This is a genomic window from Falsirhodobacter deserti, from assembly GCF_004015795.1.
GTDB lineage: Bacteria > Pseudomonadota > Alphaproteobacteria > Rhodobacterales > Rhodobacteraceae > Falsirhodobacter > Falsirhodobacter deserti.
Window position 1 is genome coordinate 904118 of record NZ_ML137218.1, and the last position, 19093, is coordinate 923210.

Consider the following 19093-nt stretch of genomic DNA (forward strand, 5'->3'; position numbering starts at 1 on the left):
GTCTGTTATCTGTCATGCCGTTCTGACACATGGCGCCGCAGGCGGCAATCGGTCAGTCGCGATGGTTGCGAAGGGCGCGGACTTCGAACGGTTTCAGGACCAGCCGCGCACTGTTCCCATACCCTTCGGGCGGAAGGGCGGCGCGCATCTGGCCCAGCAACACTTCGCCCATGGCGTCACATCCGGGGCTGTCGGGGTGAAAGCTGCCCGTAAACGCTTCTTCGGTATAGATGATCTGGTGGCGCGCGAACAGCAGCGCGTAGTAGTCGATGACGCCGCCTTCCTGGATCCAGATTGTTTCCTCGTTCACCAGGGCGCGGGCAGGGGCAAGCACCTCCCGTTCGCCGAAAAGCAATTCCGCACGCCAGTCGTTCAGCAGGATCATATGGTGCTGTGAAACGATCAGGCTGCGGTTGTTGCCCAGCGCCCCGGGTGCGATGCGAACGGGGGCAAGGCGGCCCTTTCCTTCAACACGAATGCTGCCAATCCAGCGGACGGGCTGGAATCCGTCATCCTTCGTCATGACCATGTCATCTTCGACCAGATCTTCAACCGGAAGAGGGCCGTGATAGGTATCCACCAGCGTGCCACGGCTGACATAGGCGGGCAAAGGGGGCAGATCGCGCACGGGATGGGTCATAAGCATTCGTGGGCTTCGATGCTGCCAAGACTGGAGCAGCGCAACGGCAAAGTAAACCGGGCTGTTGGTTTCCACGGGAAAGGGGCGGCCCGGGAAAGGCCGCCCCCTCGCGATCCGGAAGGATCAGAAGCGATAGTTCAGACCGACGCGCAGGGTGTGGAACTCCGGCGTTTCTTCGGTGGTGAACGTGCCGGCGTTGGACGTGGTGGTTTCCGAGCCGTAGTTGGCGTATTCGTATTCGCCGCGAACCGACCAGTTGTTGTTCAGCAGCTTTTCAAGGCCCAGACCGACGACATAACCGTCAAGGTCACGCTCTTCGTGCAGCACATCGCCATTGCCCACGACCCAGTATTCCGAACGGCCGACCGAGTAGCCGGCGAACCCGTAAAGAAGCATGTCGGGTTGCACGACATAGCCGAGGTTGCCGCGCAGCGTGGCGGTCCATTTCAAGTCGTTCGCGCTGCGGAAGCCTGCTTCGTCCGCGTCGTCGCCAACATCGGCCAGCGTGGCCATGGCTTCAACGCCGTAAACGATGCGGCTGCCGGGTTGCTGCCAGCGATAGCCGGTGTGGACGTTGCCAACGGCGCCGCTGATTTCCAGCGTGCCGGCATCGCGGGTCACCGGGATGGCGCCGACACGGTCGTCACCGGCGAAGGCATAGCCGAGGCCACCACCGACATAACCGCCCTGGAAGCTGGGCGCGGCGGGCACGACGACGGCGGGCGAAGCCACGACCGGCTCCGGCGTCGGCACGACCGGGCCACCGGCAAGAACGGGCGTGGCGGCAAGGGCGACAAGCCCGAAACCAGCAGCGGCGATACGATTCATCATCTTCACGTCTCCTCGAACAGGGGGGCGGGGGGGGCACCAGTTTAGCGAAACTGTAGGTGGCCCGGTGCCATCCGCGAAACCTTAAATTAATCTTAAAGCCATAAGCGGAAGCACCTGTTGCACTTGTGCATCAAATGCTGTTCGCAAACCGGCCGGACTGACAGCTAGATTTGCGTCTCTTCGGGGGAAGTGTGCGGCACTCAGTTTTCATGCGCATGAATGCGGGCGTTGCCGGCGGTAAGGTCGCCCGCCAACCGGTCAAAGCGCAGATATGCAATAGCCTGCCCATTCGACTGGGTGAACAGCGTGCCCGCCACCTTTCCGCCTGCCATGATCTCCGTTCCCACGGGTGCAGCCCCGTCTATGGCAACGCGCATCAGGCCTTTGCGCAGTTCTGTCTTGTGCTTCATGCGGGCGGTCACTTCCTGCCCGACATAGCAGCCCTTGCGAAAATCCACGCCGTGAAGCCGCTCGAACCCGGCTTCGAGGATGAAGGTATCCGGAGTCAGCTCGATCCCCGTTTCGGGAACCACATGCTCTACCCGCAGGGCATCCCAGTCGACATCCGGTACATCCACCGTGTCGCCATAAAACCGCCAGCCCATCGCGGGGTGGCGCGGATCGGCATGGCTGCCCGCAGGGCCGGTTCCGACGCCGCGCGAAACAGTAACGGTTGCGGGTGCGATCTGCACATCCGCGCGCAGCCGATACATCGACAGGCGGCGCAGGGTGGCATCGGCGATGCCGGTATCGATATCAACCAGCAGGTCGTCACCCTGACGGATGATGAAGAAATCGGCCAGGTATTTGCCCTGCGGTGTCAGCAAGCCGGACCAGACGATGCCATCCTCTTGCAGGCGCAGCACGTCATTGGTGACGAGGTTCTGCAGGAAGTCCAGCCGGTCGGCTCCGGTGATGGTCCAGATCGTGCGTGTCATGCCTGATCCCTGAATTGCAGACGGTAAAGTTCGGCATAGATCCCGCCGCGGCGAAGCAGGTCGTCATGCGTGCCCTGATCGACCACGCGGCCCTGATCCATCACCACGATGCTGTCCGCCTCGCGGATTGTGGACAGCCGGTGCGCGATGACCAGCATCGTACGCCCGTTGCCCTTTTGCGCAAGGGCCGCGGCCACCATCGCCTCCGACTGCGCATCCAGCGCCGAGGTGGCCTCGTCCATCAGCAGGACCGGTGCGTCCGAGATCAGCGCACGGGCGATGGCCACACGTTGCCGCTGCCCGCCGGAAAGCGCAGAGCCGCGCGGCCCGGCAGGACTGTCGATGCCTGCAGGCAGGTTCTGCACGAACTCGGTCACGTGGGCGGCGTCAAGCGCGGCGCGAAGCTGGTCCTCGGGGATGTCGCGGCCCAGCACCACATTTTCTCGGATCGTTTCATCGAACAGCGCGCTGTCCTGCGACACGACCGAGAACTGGCCCCGCAGATCCTCCAGCGAGAATTCCCGCACATCCGTTCCATCCATCAGGATCTGCCCCGACAACGGCTGCGCAAGTCCCGTCAGCAGATGGAACACGGTGCTTTTCCCTGCGCCCGAGGCACCAACCAGCGCGGTCATCTTGCCCGCACGCGCGGTGAAGCTGGCCCCGCTCAGCACCGGAACCTCGGAATAGCCGAAATGCACGTCGCGCAGTTCGATCTGCGGCGGGGTGCGGGCAGGGCGGGCCGTTGCCGGTGCACGCGGCGCAGGATGCAGGTCGAACAGGCGGAAGATGCGCGTCAGGCTGGCGGCAGCCACCTGCCAGAAGCCCGAGATATCGCCCAGGCGGCGCATCGGCTGGAAGGTCAGCGCCATCGCGGTGAAGAATGACATGAACTCGCCCACCGTCCGTTCGCCCGCGATGATCTCCTGGCCTGCAAGCATCAGGACCGTGAAGAACCCGATGCCGGTGATCAGGTCGATCAGCGCAGGCATGGAGGCGCGGCCCGTGGCGGTTTTCACCTCTGCCCGGACGATGCGCCCGACGATGCTTTGGAAGCGGCCGGTCTGATACGCCTCCATCCGGTTCAGCTTGATGGCCTGGATGCCGTGAAAAATCTCGTCCAGACGGGTGGAGCGGAGGCCCGCCTGCGCCCGCGTCTGCCCCACCTTGCGCCGGATATAGCGTTGCACGACGATGGCCGGCAGGATCAGCAGCGGTGCGCCGACCATCGCGGCCAGCGTCCAGTGCACGTCGATCGACAGCGCCACCACGAAAAGCCCGATCAATGAAATGGCATCGCGCCCCACGCCCGTGATGACTGATGACCAGACACCCTGCACGGCGGCGGTATCGCCCTGCACCCGTTCGATCAGCTGGCCGGGGGGGTTGGTCTGGAAGAAGTCCTGGTCCAGCGTCAGGATGTGGCGCAGAAGATCTACCTGCATGAGGGTGGAGCTTTGCTGCGCGATGCGCGTCAGAAGTGCCTTCGATGCGACCGAGGTGAAGGCGCGGATCATGAACAGGCCAAGGATGCCGAAGCCCACCCAGACGAGCGCGCCTTCGCCGCCGGGCGTGAACACGCGGTCGAACAGCGGCTTGATCATCCATGACAGCAGGCCCAGCGTGGACCCTTCGATCGTCATCAGCAGGAAGGCAAGGACCATCTTGCCCTTGTGCCGGCTGAGATAGCCGCGCCACAGCCGCCCGAACAGGCGGTGCGAAGCGTAACGGGGGTCGCGCGTCTTGTGCGGGCTGTCGATGGACAAGGGGCCTCTCCGTATTGGGCCTTGGGTCTAGCCCGCGGGCGGGAGGGAGGCAAGAGATTGACGCGCCCCCCGGCCCGGGCGTAGCGATCATGGATACATCAGGAGGATGCCAATGAGCCTTGCCAACGGTCGTCACTACCTCGCCATTCCCGGCCCCTCTGTCATGCCGGACCGGGTGCTGAACGCGATGCACCGCGCCGCGCCCAACATCTATGAGGGCGCATTGCATGACATGGTGGACGGCATCGTGCCGGACCTGAAATGGGTGGCGGGAACGGCGCAGAACGTCGCGATCTATGTCGGGAACGGTCATGCGGCGTGGGAGGCGGCGATCGCCAACATGTTCTCGCGCGGGGATCGGGCGCTGGTTTGCGTGACAGGCCATTTCGGGCAGGGCTGGGCCAATGCGGCGCGGCAGATGGGCGTGGATGTGCAGGTTGTCGATTTCGGCAGGCAGGCCCCGGTCGATCCCGCCCGGGTGGAAGAGGCGCTGCGGGCCGACCCCTCGATCCGCGCCGTGCTGCTGACGCAGGTGGATACTGCAACCACCGTTCTGAACGACATCGCGGCGATCCGGACAGCGATCGACGCTGCGGGATCGGATGCACTTCTGGCTGTTGATGCCATTGCCACGCTTGGATGCGACGAGTTTCACATGGACAGGTGGGGCGTCGATGTCCTTGTTGCGGCCAGCCAGAAGGGCCTGATGGTGCCGCCGGGCCTGTCTTTCGTCTGGTTCTCGGACAGGGCGCATGAACGGTCGGCCCGCGCGGACATGCGCACGCCGATGTGGAACTGGACGCCGCGGGCGTTCCCGAAGATATTTCATGAACAGTTCGGCGGCACCGCCCCCACGCATCATCTTTTTGCCCTGCGCGAGGCGCTGGACATGCTGAAGGAAGAAGGGCTGGAGGCCGTCTGGCACCGCCACGACACCCTTGCCCGGACCGTCTGGGCAGCCTTCGATACGTGGGGCGCAGGGAACCCGCAGATCGGGCTGAACGTGGCGGACCCTGTGCAGCGTGGCCGCTCGGTCACTGCGGCGCGTTTCGGGGCCCCACATGCGACAGCCATCCGCCGCTGGACGGAACAGAAGGCCGGGGTGACGCTGGGGATCGGGCTTGGCATGGCCGATCCGGCAACGCCGGAATATCATGGCTTCCTGCGAGTGGCGCACATGGGGCATGTGAATGCCCACATGACGCTGGGCGTCCTTGCCGTGATCGAGGCTGCAATGCAGGCGTTGAATATTCCGCACGGGCAGGGTGCGCTTGCCGCCGCCGCAGGCGTGGTGGCGCGGGGCGCCTGAGGGTTGCGCGGCGGCCGGGCCGCCGCGCAACGGGATCAGCGAACCGGGGTGACGAATACCGGATTGGCCGGAGCCTCTTCTTCGGCCTCAGCCTCATCGGTTGCAGGCGCAGCAGGTGCCGTTGCAGGCGCCTCGGTCTCGGTCTCGGTCCCGCGCTCGATTTCCGTCCCGGCCACGGCTTCCACCTCGGGCTTGAACGAAGCTGCAGGAGCCTCCGCCTCCGGCGTGGCGGCAGGTGCGGCTTCCAGTGCACGGGCCGCATCCCTAGCCAGCGTGTCGGCGCTTTCGGCTTCCACCTCGTCGGGCACGTCCGTCGTTTCTGCGTCCAGCGCCTTCGTTTCGACCTTTGCGGGCGCGGCGCTTGCGGCAACGGGGGCAGCTCGCTTGGGTTTGGGCGAGGGTGGCGGCAGCGTCAGCTTCGTCGGGATCTCTCCTTCCGGAGTCAGCACGACCACCTTGGTGCCGGTGGGCACGCGCTCATAAAGGTCCAACACGTCTTGCTGGATCATGCGGAAACAGCCCGAAGACGCGCGCTTGCCAATGGTCCGCCATTCGGGCGTTCCGTGAATACGGAAGCCATAATCCTTGCCATCGATGTAGAGGTAAAGCGCGCGCGCACCCAGCGGGTTGGTCGGGCCGCCGGGCTGGCCGTCACGCCATTTCTCAAGGCTTGGCTGACGTTCGATCATCTCGGCCGGCGGGGTCCATGTCGGCCACTGCGCCTTGCGCGCCACAACCGAGGTGCCAGACCAGCCGAAACCGTCACGGCCGACCGAAATGCCATAGCGGATCGCCTTGCCCTCGGGCTGGACAAGATACAGCACCGCATGGGCAGGATCGATGACGATGGTTCCGGGTTGCTCCGTCGTTTCATAAGGAACGATCTGACGGCGATAGGCGACGGGGATTTCTTCTTCGGGAATGGGGGGCAAGCTGAACTTGCCGGCAGACCGTGCCGCATAGGCGTTCTCGAAGAACTGCGGCTCTTGTGCGGCTTGGACCGGCTGCTCTGTGAAGCTGCCAATCTGCTCGCATCCCGCCAGCGCTGCCACCATCGCGGTGGCTGCCAGCATTGCCCTGAATGTCATGGTCCTGTGCCTGTCTTTTGTACGCGTATTGACCCACACATAATGCAGCCAGCGCCCAGAACCACAACCCCGTCCTTAGGACAGCCGCACCAGGCGGTGCTTCTTCTTGCCGATGGAAACCTTCAATTCGTTCCCGATCACGTCAGCCGTGACGGGGGCGTTCGCATCGGCCACAGGCTCGTTATTGAAGCGCAATCCGCCTTCGGCGATCAGGCGTTTGGCTTCCTTGCCCGAGGGGGCAAGCCCGGTTTCCACAAGGAAACGCGCCACGGGCAGCCCTTCGCCAAGCGTAGCGGCGGGCAAGCTCACAACTTCGAGATCGCCGCCGACGCCGCCCTGTTCGAACACCGCGCGGGCGGTGTCCTCGGCCGTGCGGGCCGCTTCGGCACCGTGCAGCAGGGTCGTCACTTCGTTCGCAAGGATGACCTTCGCGCCGTTGATCTCGGACCCTGCCAGCGCGCCCAGACGATCGCACTCCTCCACCGGAAGTTCGGTGAACAGCTTCAGGAAGCGGCCCACATCGGCATCGGTCGTGTTGCGCCAGAACTGCCAGAAGTCATACGAAGACAGCATCTCGCCGTTCAGCCAGACCGCGCCGCCCGCCGACTTGCCCATCTTGCGCCCGTCCGACGTGGTCAGCAGCGGCGAGGTGAGCCCGAAGATCTGGGCATCGGCCACCCGGCGCGTCAGGTCCACGCCGTTGATGATGTTGCCCCACTGGTCCGATCCGCCCATCTGGAGCAGGCAGCCATAGCGCTTGTGAAGCTCCAGAAAATCATAGGCCTGAAGGATCATGTAGTTGAATTCAAGGAAGGACAGCGACTGTTCGCGATCCAGCCGGGTTTTAACGCTTTCGAACGACAGCATCCGGTTGACGGAGAAGTGACGCCCGATCTCGCGCAGGAAGGTCAGGTAGTTCAGCCCGTCCAGCCAGTCGGCGTTGTTGAGCATGACGGCATCCGTCGCGCCTTCGCCATAGGTCAGGTACTGGGCGAACACCTTCTGCATCCCGTCGATGTTCGCGCCGATCTGCGCATCCGTCAACAGGGGGCGTTCTTCCGACCGGAAGGACGGATCGCCAAGCTTCGTCGTGCCGCCGCCCATCAGCGTCAGCGGGCGGTTCCCGGTTTTCTGGAACCAGCGAAGGATCATGATGTTCAGCAGGTGGCCCACATGCAGCGAAGCTGCCGTTGCGTCATAGCCGATATAAGCCGAAACCGGGCCGTTGCGCAGTGCCTCGTCGAGCCCCTGAAGATCGGTGCAATCGGCAAGATAACCGCGGGCCATCATCACGTTCAGGAAGTCCGATTTCGGATGGAAGGTCATGGTTGTTCTCGTGCGTTATATCGTGCAGGCCTGCGGTATAACTTGGAGGCAGGGGTTTGGCCATGTGGAATTCGGGGCCCGTCTGGGCGCTTGGCGCGATGTCGGGAACCTCGCTGGATGGGGTGGATGCGGCGCTGGTGCTGACGGATGGCGAACAGGTGGCTGAATTCGGGCAGACTGCCTATCGCCCCTTCACGCCAGAGGAACGGGACGTGATCCGCGCAGCGCTTGGCCAGTGGGAAGGCGCAGCCGTGGAGGCCGCCGCCAAGGTGGTGGAGGATGTGCATGCCGAACTGCTGGCGCAGTTTCCGCAGGCGCAGGTGGTAGGGTTTCATGGTCAGACACTGGCCCATGATCCGGGCGGGCGCGGCACGCTTCAGGCCGGCAGCGGTGCGCGGCTGGCCGATCGGCTGGACTGCCCCGTCGTCTGGGATTTCAGGACCGAGGATGTTCGGCAGGGCGGGCAGGGTGCGCCGCTGGTGCCGTTCTATCACTTTGCCTGCGCCCGCCGCGCAGGGCTGGATGCACCGGTCGCTTTCCTGAACCTTGGCGGGGTAGGCAATGTCACGTGGATCGATCCACGCAAGGCCACGCCCGAGGATGAGGGCGCGTTGCTGGCCTTTGATACCGGCCCGGCGAATGCGCCGATCAATGATCTGATGCGTGAGCGGTTCGGGCTGGAGCGGGACGAGAATGGTATGCTTGCCGCGCAGGGCATCCCGGACGAGGCCCTTCTGGGGCGGTTCCTTGAACATGCCTTCTTCTCAAGAAACGCGCCGAAGTCATTGGACCGAAACGATTTCGACAAGGTGCTGGATGTATCACATCTGGGCGATGCGGATGCCTGCGCCACGCTGACGGCGGCGGTGGCGCGATCCGTTGGGATCGGCTGTGCGCGGTTTCCGGTTCCGGTACAGCGCATCTACGTGACCGGCGGCGGGCGCAACAACGCGACGCTGATGCGGATGATCGCCGAAGCAACCGGTGCCGAGGTGGAGGATATTGCGGTGCTGGGTCTTGATGGCGATATGCTGGAGGCGCAGGCTTTCGCTTATCTGGCCGTACGCGTGGCGCGGGGCCTTCCGACATCCTCGTCCGTTACGACGGGCGTGCGCGTGCCGGTTTCGGGCGGGCGCCTGGACGGGTAGTCGCCCGCGCCTCGGGCCCCGCTGGGGCCGTCGGCGCGGGCGGCTGCCGCGGAAGGTGTCAGGCCTTCAGGATGGAGCGGCCAGCGTATTCGGCCACTTCGCCCAGCATCTCCTCGATGCGGATAAGCTGGTTGTATTTTGCCAGACGGTCCGAGCGCGAAAGCGAGCCGGTCTTGATCTGGCCGCAGTTGGTGGCAACCGCCAGATCGGCGATGGTCGCATCCTCGGTCTCGCCCGAGCGGTGGGACATGACGTTGGTGAAGCGAGCACGGTGCGCCATGTCGACGGCTGCCAGCGTTTCGGTCAGCGTGCCGATCTGGTTGACCTTTACCAGCATGGAGTTGGCGCAGCCCTTGGCGATGCCTTCGGCCAAACGCTTGGGGTTCGTCACGAACAGATCGTCGCCGACCAGTTGCACCTTGTCGCCCAACCGATCGGTCAGCAGCTTCCAACCTTCCCAGTCATCCTCGGCGCAGCCATCTTCGATCGAGATGATCGGGTAATCGCCGCAAAGGGCGGCAAGGTAATCCACATTTTCAGCCGAAGTGAAGGTTTTTCCTTCGCCTTCCATGACATATCTGCCATTCTTGAAGTATTCGGTCGAAGCGCAATCCAGGGCAAGGTACATGTCGTCGCCCGGTTTGTAGCCTGCCTTCTCGATGGACCTCATGACAAAATCCAGCGCCTCGCGGGTGGAGCTGAGGGCAGGCGCGAAGCCGCCTTCATCGCCGATCCCGGTGTTGTAGCCGGCCTGCGACAGTTCCTTCTTCAGCGTGTGGAACACCTCCGCACCCATGCGGATGGCTTCCTTCACGTTGCCGGCCGAAACCGGCATGATCATGAATTCCTGGATGTCGATCGGGTTGTCGGCATGTTCGCCGCCATTGATGATGTTCATCATCGGAACGGGCAGAACGCGGGCCGAGGTGCCGCCGATATAGCGGTAAAGCGGCTGCATGGTGAAATCGGCCGCCGCTTTGGCCACGGCCAGTGACACGCCAAGAATCGCATTTGCGCCAAGGCGGGATTTGTTCGGCGTGCCGTCCATCTCGATCATGGTGCGGTCGATGCCGACCTGTTCGGTCGCGTCGAAGCCGATCAGTTCCTCGGCAATCTCTCCGTTGACGGCGGCCACGGCTTCCAGCACGCCCTTGCCTTTGTACCGGGCAGCGTCGCCGTCGCGCTTTTCAACCGCTTCATGCGCGCCGGTGGAGGCGCCGGAAGGAACCGCCGCACGGCCCATCGCGCCGCCTTCAAGCGTGACGTCAACCTCGATCGTGGGATTGCCGCGGCTGTCGAGAATCTCACGGGCATGGATGTCGATGATGGTGCTCACTGGCCTGTCCTCCTTTGGCGCCTGCCGATGGTCTAGCTTGCGGAAATGCCGGAGGAAAGCCCGTTTGCGCCAACGTCAGCCCTTCTTCATCGGCACGCCATAAAGTTCCAGCCGGTGGCCCTTCAGCCGATAACCAAGCTTGGCGGCGATCCTTTCCTGAAGGGCTTCGATTTCCGGATCGACGAATTCGATCACCTCGCCCGTCTGAAGGTCGATCAGGTGATCGTGGTGGTCGCGTTCGGCATCTTCGTAACGCGCGCGGCCGTCACCGAATTCCAGCCGTTCAAGGATGCCCGCCTCCTCGAACAGTTTCACCGTCCGGTACACCGTGGCAAGCGAGATGCCGGGATCGATGGCAGTGGCGCGGGTGAACAGCTCCTCCACATCCGGATGCCCTTCGGCCGAGCCGATCACGCGCGCCACCGTGCGGCGCTGCTCGGTCATGCGCAGGCCCTTCGCCTCGCAGCGTTGGATGATATCATCGGGCATGCACGCTTCCTTTCTTTGGTCGATCTAGGCGATTCCGCGGCGCGGGAACAAGGCGGTTTGCACAGGCGCGTGACATGGGAGGTCCAAGGCGCTATGGCCCGCCCATCCATCTGCCGAGGACACAATGACGCCAGCCGCCCGCCTTTCCGCCGCCATCACCATCCTTGACCGCTGGCTTTCGGGCATTCCCGCGGAAAAGGCGCTGGTGAACTGGGCGCGGGCCAGCCGCTTTGCCGGATCGGGCGACCGCGCCGCGATCCGTGACCTGGTGTTCGATGCCATCCGCTGCCGTCGCAGCTTTGCCGCGCTTGGCGGCGCCGAAACGGGGCGCAGTTTGGTCCTTGGGGGCGTGCGGGCGGCGGGCGCCGATCCGGCAACCCTCTTCACCGGGGAGGGGCATGCACCCGCACCCGTAACGGAAGCTGCCCGCACCCCGACCGAGCTTGAGGCGCTGGATTGTCCGGACTGGCTGGCCCCGCAGCTTCGCGCCAGCCTTGGTGACAAATTCGCGCCGGTGATGCAGGCGTTGCGCCACCGCGCACCGGTCTTCCTGCGGGCGAATGGCGCACGTGACGGCATCATTGCCGCGCTGGCTGCCGAAGGGATCGTGGCGCGGCCCCATCCGCTTGCCGCTGCCGCGCTGGAGGTGACGGAAGGCGCGCGCCGCATCCAGACCTGCACCGCCTATCGCGACGGGCTGGTGGAGCTTCAGGACGCTGCTTCGCAGGCGGTGACTGAGGCGCTGCCGCTGTCGGACGGGGATCGCGTGCTGGATTTCTGCGCGGGCGGGGGTGGCAAGACGCTGGCGATGGCGGCGCGTGCGCAGCTGGACCTGACGGCGCATGACATCAACCCGCGACGCATGGCGGACCTGCCGGTTCGGGCGGAACGGGCAGGCGTTGCCGTGCGTCTTGCCAACACCGCAGAAGCGTTGGCCTTGCAATATGATCTTGTGCTGGCGGATGCCCCCTGCTCGGGCTCGGGCAGCTGGCGGCGCGCGCCGGAAGGCAAGTGGCTGCTGACGGCCGAGCGGCTGGAAGAGCTTCTGCACATCCAGTCCGGCATCCTTGATCAGCTTGCACCCGCGGTGCGCGCGGGCGGGCACCTCGGCTATGCCACATGCTCGCTTCTGAGGAGCGAGAATGACGCACAGGCAGAGGCTTTTCTTGCCCGCCACGCCGGATGGACGCGGGAAAAGTCGCTGACGCTGACACCGCTGGATGGCGGCGACGGATTCCATCTGACCGTGCTGCGCGCTCCGACGGGTTAATGTGACGTTAACCTTCTCCTGCCAAGCTTGAACCTGAGTGAGGCGTGAACGGTGATGCGAGTGGACAATCTTCTGGGTTGGGCGGTCATGCTCATCGCTGCCGGACTTGCGGCGCTGACGCTGACGTTTCTTGGCAATTCGGCGCTGGTTGTCGATGTCAGCCTGTCGGTCACCGCGACCTTCTGGACCATGGCGGTTTCGGCGCTGGTCGTCTGGGGCGCGCGCTGGTGGAAGGAACGTGCGCAACGCGCCGTGCTGGCTCGGCTGATGGACCGGGATCCCGCCATTTGCTTCGCCACCGATGCCGAATGCCGGATCTGCGCCAGCAACGAAGCGGCCCGTCGGGTGGCGGGCAGCGATCAGCGAACCACCATGGCTGCGCTGTCGCGCCTTTTCGCCGATCCGCCGGCGGTGCTGAAACGGCTGCAAAGCCGCGCCGCACTTGACGGATCAGCGGCGGAGCAGGTGACGACGCGGCAGGGCACCCTGACGCTGAACGTGCATGACGGCGGCCGGGGCCTGTTCCTGTGGCGGCTTGACCATGCACAGGATCGTGTTTCGGACACGCCGTCCGCCCCCGAGGTGAGCGTTGCACCCTTGCGTGAAATGATGCGGTTCGAACACGTGCCGCTGCCGCTGGTCATCTTCGCGGCCGAGGGTCGGGTTCTGACTGCCAACGCCCTTGCGCGCGACATGCTGCAGCTTCAGGCGAATGAAAAGGCCACGATCTCGGATCTGTTCGAGGGGCTGGGCCGCTCGTTGAGTGCGTGGCTGCAGGACGTCGCTTCGGGGCGGCTGACCGCGGCGGGCGAAGTGCTGCGGATCCGCCGCTCGGCGGACAGCTATGTTCACGTGTCCTTGCGGCGCACGCAGGAACGGGGGCGCACCGTGGTGCTGGCGGTCCTGATCGACGCGACTGCCGTGCGCGCGTTGGAAACGCAGTCGATCCAGAGCCAGAAGATGCAGGCCATCGGACAGCTTGCCGGCGGCATTGCGCATGATTTCAACAACCTGCTGACCGCCATCTCGGGCCATTGCGACCTGCTGCTGCTGCGCCACGACGCGACCGATCCCGAATATGCGGATCTGATGCAGATCCACCAGAACGCCAACCGGGCCGCCAGCCTTGTGGGGCAGCTTCTTGCCTATTCCCGCAAGCAGACCCAGAAGCTTGAAACGCTTGAACTGCACGAAGTGCTTTCCGATCTCGCCCATCTTCTGAACCGCCTTGTGGGGGAACGGGTGACACTGCGGCTGGAACACGGACCCGGCCGCCTTCGCGTGCAGGCCGATCGCCGCCAGCTTGAACAGGTGGTGATGAATCTTGTGGTGAACGCGCGCGATGCGATGAAGTCGGGTGGCGTGATCCGGATCGAGACGGAGGCCCTGACCCTGCGGGCCGAACTTCGCCGCAACCGTGCGATCGTTCCCCCGGGGGATTATGTGGTGGTTCGCGTCATTGATCAGGGCGCAGGCATCGAGCCCGACCATCTGGAAAAGATATTCGAGCCGTTTTTCACCACCAAGCGCCCGGGCGAGGGGACCGGCCTTGGCCTGTCCACCGTGTATGGCATCGTCAAACAGACGGGCGGCTATATCTTCGTGGACAGCACGGTGGGCGAGGGCAGCGTCTTCAACCTGTACCTTCCCACCGCGCCCGAGGTGAAGGCCGTGGTCAAACCGCCTCCTGCCGCGCCCGTGGTCCTGCCGCCGGGCGAAGGCGTGATCCTTCTGGTGGAGGACGAGGCCCCCGTTCGCGCCTTCGCCTCGCGCGCATTGCGGCTTCGCGGATACACGGTGCTGGAAGCGGGAAGCGCCGAGGAAGCCCTGGAGGTGCTGGAGGATCCGTCACTGGTCGTGGATGCCTTCGTGACGGATGTTGTCATGCCGGGAATGGACGGGCCGACTTGGGTGCGCCAGGCACTTCAGCAGCGGCCCGACGCGCGGATCGTCTTCGTATCCGGCTATGCGCAGGAAGCCTTCGCGGATGAACAGGCGCAATTCCCGCACTCTGTCTTCCTGCCCAAGCCGTTTTCGCTGAACGACCTTACGACGACAGTGCAGCGGCTTCTGACGTGATGCGCCCGTAAAGTTCCAGATCCGGCGCACAGGCCTGACGCCACAGCGTTTCGGCCTCGGCTGAAAGGTCCAGCGATCCGGGGGGCGAAACGTTCAGGCGCGGCAGGGTGATGGCGCAGTCCAGGCGATCCTCAAGAAACGCGATGAAGCGGTCGATCTCCTCGTACCGGAACAGGTGATCCACGCCTTCGCCATTGCGCGGGCGCAAGAACCGTTCCTGAGAGCCCACATCGGCAAAGGCGGGCTGGGGATCGGACGCATAGGCGCGAACGAACTCTTCGAAGGTCATGCCGCGCGTCGCCTTGCCATCCTCGGCCGCCTCGCGGGTGCGATAGCGGAACCAGCTTCCCAGCCAGTCGCGCGGTTCGCGCATCAGGGCCATCACCTCGAAATCATGCCCCGAAGCGGCCTTGAGATAGGGCCCGATGAAACGGTGATAGCGGTGAACGGTCGTGTGCTTCAGCAAGGGCGGCCGGGTGACCGAGATTGCCGACAAAGCCTCCAGCGCACTTTCGATCGCCGTTGACCCCGTCTTCGGCGTGGCAAGAAATACCAGCCGTTGTTCCCAGAAAACCAGCATCTATCGCCATCCCTCATTATCTGTGGGGCCACTCTCGGCCATTGGCGTAAACTATTGCTTAAGCATTTTCGCGTGAAGTCGAATTTGTTGAAAATGCTTGAAGTTGCAGGGCCCCTTCGCCATATAGGGAACAAGACAAGAACATCGGCAAGATTGCCCCCCGGCGACAGCTATGCGAGAAGGGTTAACGTATGGCGACTGCGAACCTCTTTGATTTGAACGGAAAGCGCGAAATGGACAAGGCGAAGGCGCTCGAAAGCGCACTGGCTCAGATCGAACGTCAGTTCGGCAAGGGCTCGATCATGAAGCTCGGTCAGGACAATGCGGTGCTGGATATCGAGGCGACCTCGACCGGATCGCTGGGCCTGGACATCGCGCTTGGCATCGGGGGCCTGCCCAAGGGCCGCATCATCGAGATTTATGGCCCCGAAAGTTCGGGGAAGACGACGCTGACGCTGCATGTCGTGGCCGAGGAGCAGAAGAAGGGCGGCGTTTGCGCATTCGTCGATGCCGAACACGCACTGGATCCGCAATACGCCAAGAAGCTGGGCGTGAACCTTGACGAGCTGCTGATCTCGCAGCCCGATACGGGCGAGCAGGCGCTTGAAATCGTCGATACGCTGGTACGGTCCGGTGCGGTGAACCTGATCGTGGTTGACTCTGTCGCGGCGCTGACGCCCAAGGCCGAGATCGAGGGCGACATGGGCGACATGCAGATGGGCAGTCAGGCCCGTTTGATGAGCCAGGCGATGCGCAAGCTAACCGCCTCCATCGGCCGGTCGAACTGCATGGTCATCTTCATCAACCAGATCCGCATGAAGATCGGCGTGATGTTCGGCAGCCCGGAAACGACCACGGGCGGCAACGCGTTGAAATTCTACTGCTCTGTCCGTCTGGACATCCGCCGCACCGGCGCGATCAAGGACCGGGATGAGGTTATCGGCAACTCTACCCGCGTGAAGGTCGTCAAGAACAAGGTCGCACCGCCCTTCAAGGAAGTTGAATTCGACATCATGTATGGCGAAGGCATCTCCAAGCTGGGTGAGCTGGTGGATCTTGGCGTGAAGGCCGGCGTCGTTGAAAAGTCGGGTTCTTGGTATTCCTTCGGGGATGAGCGGATCGGGCAGGGACGCGAGAATGCGAAGCAATACCTGAAGAACAACCCTGATGCCGCACGTGCCATCGAGGACAAGGTTCGCGCCGCACATGGCCTTGACCTGAGCTTCAAACCCGGCGCGGATGACCTGACCGAGGACTGAGGCCTTGTTGCGAGTGGTCTAGGCAGGTAAACGGGTCGGAAGACAAGAACAGGGGCCAGCATGCCGTCGCTGAACGATATCCGATCCACCTTCCTCGATTTCTTCGCGCGGAACGGCCATACGGTCGTTCCGTCCAGCCCGCTGGTTCCGCGCAACGATCCCACGCTGATGTTCACGAACTCTGGCATGGTGCAGTTCAAGGACTGTTTCACCGGGGCCGAAACGCGTGACTATGTCCGTGCGACCAGCGCACAGAAATGCGTTCGCGCGGGCGGCAAGCACAACGATCTGGACAATGTCGGCTATACCGCCCGGCACCATACGTTCTTTGAAATGCTAGGCAATTTCAGCTTCGGCGATTACTTCAAGGAACAGGCGATTCCCCTTGCATGGGAACTGCTGACAAAGGATTTCGATATTCCGAAGGACCGGCTTCTGGTCACCGTGTACCACACGGATGACGAGGCTGCGAACATCTGGAAGAAGGTCGCCGGCCTGTCCGATGACCGCATCATCCGCATCCCGACCAGCGACAACTTCTGGCAAATGGGCCCGACCGGCCCCTGCGGCCCCTGCACCGAGATCTTCTTCGATCACGGTGACAAGATCTGGGGCGGCCCTCCCGGTTCGGCGGACGAGGATGGCGACCGCTTCATCGAGATCTGGAACCTCGTCTTCATGCAGAACGAGCAGTTCGCGGATGGTTCGATGCGTGCGCTGGACATGCAGTCCATAGATACCGGCATGGGGCTTGAGCGTATCGGCGCGCTGCTGCAGGGCAAGCACGACAACTATGACACCGACCTGATGCGCAGCCTGATCGAGGCGAGTGCGCATGCGACCTCCTCCGATCCGGACGGGGCAGGAAAAACGCATCACCGTGTGATCGCCGATCACCTGCGTTCCACCTCGTTCCTGATTGCCGATGGCGTCATGCCGTCCAATGACGGGCGCGGTTATGTGCTGCGGCGGATCATGCGCCGCGCGATGCGTCATGCGCACCAGCTTGGCGCGCAGGATCCGCTGATGTACCGGCTGGTGCCGGCACTGGTTCGCCAGATGGGCGCGGCCTATCCGGAACTGAACCGTGCGCAGGCCCTGATCGAGGAAACACTGCGGCAGGAAGAAACCAAGTTCCGCCAGACGCTGGACCGCGGTCTGCGCCTGCTGGATGACGAGCTGGGCCAACTTCCCGAAGGCGCGGCCCTTTCGGGCGAGGCGGCGTTCAAGCTGTACGACACCTATGGCTTCCCGCTGGACCTGACGCAGGATGCCTTGCGCGAAAAGGGCCGGACGGTGGACACTGACGGCTTTGACGCGGCCATGGCCGAACAGAAAGCCAAGGCCCGCGCGTCCTGGGCAGGTTCGGGTGAAACCAAGGATGCTGCGATCTGGTTCGAACTGGCCGACAAGGTCGGAGTTACGGAATTCCTCGGCTATGACACCGAGGAGGCCGAGGGCGAAGTTCAGGCCATCGTCGCAGGCGGCGCCGAAGCTGCAAGCGCCACAGCGGGGCAGGAGGTTCAGATCGTCCTGAACCAGACGCCGTTCTATGGCGAAAGCGGTGGTCAGGTCGGCGATGCGGGCCTTCTGCGCACGGCGACGGGCACGGCGAAGATCACCGACACCAAGCGCAGCCAGGGGCTGTTCATCCACTCTGCCACGGTGACCGAGGGCGAGATCAAGGTCGGCCAGGGCGCCGAACTGCTGGTGGACCATGATCGGCGTATGGCGATTCAGGCGAACCACTCGGCCACGCACCTGCTGAACGAGGCGCTGCGGCGGACGCTGGGCGATCATGTCGCACAGCGCGGCAGCCTTAACGCGCCCGACCGTCTGCGCTTCGACTTCAGCCACACCAAGGGGCTGACGGCCGAGGAGATTGCCGCGGTCGAGGCCGAGGTGAACGAGATGATCCGCCAGAACGGCGAGGTCGTCACCCGCGTCATGTCCCCTGACGATGCGCGCGAACTTGGTGCGCAGGCGCTGTTCGGCGAGAAATACGGCGATGAGGTGCGCGTCGTCTCAATGGGTCGGATGGACGCGTCGGGCAAAGGCAGCGATGGCAAGACCTACAGCCTTGAACTTTGCGGCGGCACCCATGTGGGCCGTCTGGGCGAGGTGGGGCTGTTCGTGCTGCTGAGCGATACCGCGTCCTCGGCGGGGGTTCGCCGGATCGAGGCGCTGACTGGCGAGGGCGCACTGGCCTACCTGTCAGAGCAGGTGAAACGGCTGGCCGAGGTTGCCGCGCTGTTGAAGGCCGCGCCTGCGGACGTGGTCGAACGGACGCGTGCGCTGGTAGAGGAACGCCGGGCCCTTTCGAACGAGGTGGCGCAACTAAAGCGCGAAGCCGCGATGTCCGGCGCTGATGAAGAAGCGAAGGACATCGGCGGTGTCCGCTTCCTGTCGCGCATCGTGCAAGGCGTTTCGGGCAAGGAACTGCCGGCGTTGGTGGACGAGATGAAGGCCAAGGTCGGCTCTGGTGCTGTGCTTCTGATCTCGGACACCGGCGGCAAGGCTGCGCTGGCGGCTGGCGTGACGGCAGACTTGACGGAGCGGCTTTCGGCGGTTCAACTGGTCAAGGCTGCAGCCGAAGCGCTTGGCGGCAAGGGGGGTGGCGGCCGCGCGGACATGGCGCAAGCCGGTGCTTCCGATGCCTCCAAGGCCGAGGATGCGGTCAAAGCCGTCGAAGCTGTTCTGGAGGGATAATGTCAGCGCTTTGGATCACCCATGTCGAGGTTACGGATCCCGACAGTTATGCGCTTTATGCGCAGGCTGCCGGTCCGGCCATTGCCGCACATGGGGGTGTGTTTCTGCATCGCAGCGGCCCCTACGTCCAGCTTGAGGGGCGGGAGCGCAAGCGCAACGTGGTTGTGCGCTTCCCCTCGGTCGAGGCGGCGGTGACCTGCTACAACTCGGATGAGTATCAGGCGGCACTGGTGCATGCGAAACATTCATCGGACCGCGACCTTGTGGTGGTCGAGGAACTGGAAAACTGAAAAGGCGCGGGTGATCCCCGCGCCCTTTTTATTCA

Annotated in this window: 16 protein-coding genes; 7 read left to right on the plus strand and 9 right to left on the minus strand. The window is 63.9% G+C overall.

Annotated elements, in window-relative coordinates; translation table 11 throughout:
- Nucleotides 1-52: 52 nt before the first annotated feature.
- The 4 genes from JX25_RS04585 to JX25_RS04600 all read right to left on the minus strand — a co-directional run bounded on the left by JX25_RS04585 (nucleotide 53) and on the right by JX25_RS04600 (nucleotide 4073).
- Nucleotides 53-640, minus strand: coding sequence for a Hint domain-containing protein (locus tag JX25_RS04585; protein WP_164876054.1), 588 nt, complete (start codon nucleotides 638-640; stop codon nucleotides 53-55).
- 123 nt (nucleotides 641-763) lie between these two features.
- On the minus strand, nucleotides 764-1471 hold the full coding sequence (locus JX25_RS04590; RefSeq protein WP_128253901.1) for an outer membrane protein: 708 nt from the start codon (nucleotides 1469-1471) through the stop codon (nucleotides 764-766).
- Nucleotides 1472-1671: 200 nt separating this feature from the next.
- Nucleotides 1672-2409 carry a CAF17-like 4Fe-4S cluster assembly/insertion protein YgfZ gene (ygfZ, locus tag JX25_RS04595; RefSeq protein ID WP_128253902.1) on the minus strand — a complete coding sequence of 246 codons (738 nt, stop codon included), beginning with the start codon at nucleotides 2407-2409 and terminating at the stop codon, nucleotides 1672-1674.
- Nucleotides 2406-4073, minus strand: coding sequence for an ABC transporter ATP-binding protein (locus JX25_RS04600; protein WP_128255176.1), 1668 nt, complete (start codon nucleotides 4071-4073; stop codon nucleotides 2406-2408). The genes ygfZ and JX25_RS04600 overlap by 4 nt, the downstream gene beginning before the upstream one ends.
- A 214-nt stretch (nucleotides 4074-4287) precedes the next feature.
- Here JX25_RS04600 and JX25_RS04605 point away from each other — a divergent pair, with 214 nt between their 5' ends.
- Nucleotides 4288-5484, plus strand: a complete 1197-nt coding sequence (locus JX25_RS04605; protein ID WP_128253903.1) for a pyridoxal-phosphate-dependent aminotransferase family protein — start codon at nucleotides 4288-4290, stop codon at nucleotides 5482-5484.
- Between the two features lie 35 nt (nucleotides 5485-5519).
- Here JX25_RS04605 and JX25_RS04610 read toward each other — a convergent pair whose 3' ends face one another.
- Together JX25_RS04610 and tyrS are read right to left on the minus strand one after the other, a co-directional pair.
- Complete coding sequence (locus JX25_RS04610) at nucleotides 5520-6572, minus strand: L,D-transpeptidase (protein ID WP_128253904.1); 1053 nt, start codon at nucleotides 6570-6572, stop codon at nucleotides 5520-5522.
- A gap of 75 nt (nucleotides 6573-6647) precedes the next feature.
- Nucleotides 6648-7898: a tyrosine--tRNA ligase gene (tyrS, locus tag JX25_RS04615; RefSeq protein ID WP_128253905.1), complete on the minus strand. Its 1251-nt coding sequence runs from the start codon at nucleotides 7896-7898 to the stop codon at nucleotides 6648-6650.
- Between the two features lie 62 nt (nucleotides 7899-7960).
- Here tyrS and JX25_RS04620 point away from each other — a divergent pair, with 62 nt between their 5' ends.
- On the plus strand, nucleotides 7961-9046 hold the full coding sequence (locus tag JX25_RS04620; RefSeq protein WP_128253906.1) for an anhydro-N-acetylmuramic acid kinase: 1086 nt from the start codon (nucleotides 7961-7963) through the stop codon (nucleotides 9044-9046).
- A gap of 58 nt (nucleotides 9047-9104) precedes the next feature.
- On the opposite strand, the gene eno is transcribed toward JX25_RS04620, so the two are convergent.
- Both eno and JX25_RS04630 read right to left on the minus strand, forming a co-directional pair.
- Nucleotides 9105-10382, minus strand: coding sequence for a phosphopyruvate hydratase (gene eno, locus JX25_RS04625; RefSeq protein WP_128253907.1), 1278 nt, complete (start codon nucleotides 10380-10382; stop codon nucleotides 9105-9107).
- Between the two features lie 75 nt (nucleotides 10383-10457).
- A complete protein-coding gene (locus JX25_RS04630; RefSeq protein ID WP_128253908.1) occupies nucleotides 10458-10871 on the minus strand; it encodes a Fur family transcriptional regulator in 414 nt (137 codons plus the stop codon).
- Nucleotides 10872-10995: 124 nt separating this feature from the next.
- Between JX25_RS04630 and JX25_RS04635 the strand changes: the two genes are divergently transcribed.
- Both JX25_RS04635 and JX25_RS04640 read left to right on the plus strand, forming a co-directional pair.
- Nucleotides 10996-12141 (plus strand): RsmB/NOP family class I SAM-dependent RNA methyltransferase, encoded by a 1146-nt coding sequence (locus JX25_RS04635; RefSeq protein ID WP_128253909.1) that lies wholly within the window; start codon nucleotides 10996-10998, stop codon nucleotides 12139-12141.
- A 60-nt stretch (nucleotides 12142-12201) separates the two neighbouring features.
- A complete protein-coding gene (locus JX25_RS04640) occupies nucleotides 12202-14220 on the plus strand; it encodes an ATP-binding protein (protein ID WP_421780177.1) in 2019 nt (672 codons plus the stop codon).
- Here JX25_RS04640 and JX25_RS04645 read toward each other — a convergent pair.
- Nucleotides 14189-14800, minus strand: a complete 612-nt coding sequence (locus JX25_RS04645) for a hypothetical protein (protein ID WP_128253910.1) — start codon at nucleotides 14798-14800, stop codon at nucleotides 14189-14191. The genes JX25_RS04640 and JX25_RS04645 overlap by 32 nt on opposite strands.
- A gap of 191 nt (nucleotides 14801-14991) precedes the next feature.
- Here JX25_RS04645 and recA point away from each other — a divergent pair, with 191 nt between their 5' ends.
- The 3 genes from recA to JX25_RS04660 are packed head-to-tail and all read left to right on the plus strand — an operon-like array spanning nucleotide 14992 to nucleotide 19058.
- Nucleotides 14992-16059, plus strand: coding sequence for a recombinase RecA (gene recA, locus JX25_RS04650; protein ID WP_128253911.1), 1068 nt, complete (start codon nucleotides 14992-14994; stop codon nucleotides 16057-16059).
- A gap of 60 nt (nucleotides 16060-16119) precedes the next feature.
- Nucleotides 16120-18768, plus strand: coding sequence for an alanine--tRNA ligase (gene alaS / locus JX25_RS04655; protein WP_128253912.1), 2649 nt, complete (start codon nucleotides 16120-16122; stop codon nucleotides 18766-18768).
- Entirely contained in the window at nucleotides 18768-19058 is a 291-nt protein-coding gene (locus JX25_RS04660) for a DUF1330 domain-containing protein (RefSeq protein ID WP_128253913.1), read from the plus strand. Before alaS ends, JX25_RS04660 begins: the two co-directional genes overlap by 1 nt.
- The last annotated feature ends 35 nt before the right edge of the window (nucleotides 19059-19093 follow it).

Coding starts and splice junctions, on each gene's coding strand:
- tyrS (WP_128253905.1), bottom strand. CDS start 7,898: ATGACCTTCCATCCGAAATCGGACTTCCTGAACGTGATGATGGCCCGC.
- alaS (WP_128253912.1), top strand. CDS start 16,120: ATGCCGTCGCTGAACGATATCCGATCCACCTTCCTCGATTTCTTCGCG.
- JX25_RS04585 (WP_164876054.1), bottom strand. CDS start 640: ATGACCCATCCCGTGCGCGATCTGCCCCCTTTGCCCGCCTATGTCAGC.
- JX25_RS04610 (WP_128253904.1), bottom strand. CDS start 6,572: ATGACATTCAGGGCAATGCTGGCAGCCACCGCGATGGTGGCAGCGCTG.
- JX25_RS04590 (WP_128253901.1), bottom strand. CDS start 1,471: ATGATGAATCGTATCGCCGCTGCTGGTTTCGGGCTTGTCGCCCTTGCC.
- JX25_RS04605 (WP_128253903.1), top strand. CDS start 4,288: ATGAGCCTTGCCAACGGTCGTCACTACCTCGCCATTCCCGGCCCCTCT.
- recA (WP_128253911.1), top strand. CDS start 14,992: ATGGCGACTGCGAACCTCTTTGATTTGAACGGAAAGCGCGAAATGGAC.
- JX25_RS04660 (WP_128253913.1), top strand. CDS start 18,768: ATGTCAGCGCTTTGGATCACCCATGTCGAGGTTACGGATCCCGACAGT.
- JX25_RS04630 (WP_128253908.1), bottom strand. CDS start 10,871: ATGCCCGATGATATCATCCAACGCTGCGAGGCGAAGGGCCTGCGCATG.
- JX25_RS04620 (WP_128253906.1), top strand. CDS start 7,961: ATGTGGAATTCGGGGCCCGTCTGGGCGCTTGGCGCGATGTCGGGAACC.
- JX25_RS04600 (WP_128255176.1), bottom strand. CDS start 4,073: ATGGTCCTTGCCTTCCTGCTGATGACGATCGAAGGGTCCACGCTGGGC.
- ygfZ (WP_128253902.1), bottom strand. CDS start 2,409: ATGACACGCACGATCTGGACCATCACCGGAGCCGACCGGCTGGACTTC.
- JX25_RS04635 (WP_128253909.1), top strand. CDS start 10,996: ATGACGCCAGCCGCCCGCCTTTCCGCCGCCATCACCATCCTTGACCGC.
- JX25_RS04645 (WP_128253910.1), bottom strand. CDS start 14,800: ATGCTGGTTTTCTGGGAACAACGGCTGGTATTTCTTGCCACGCCGAAG.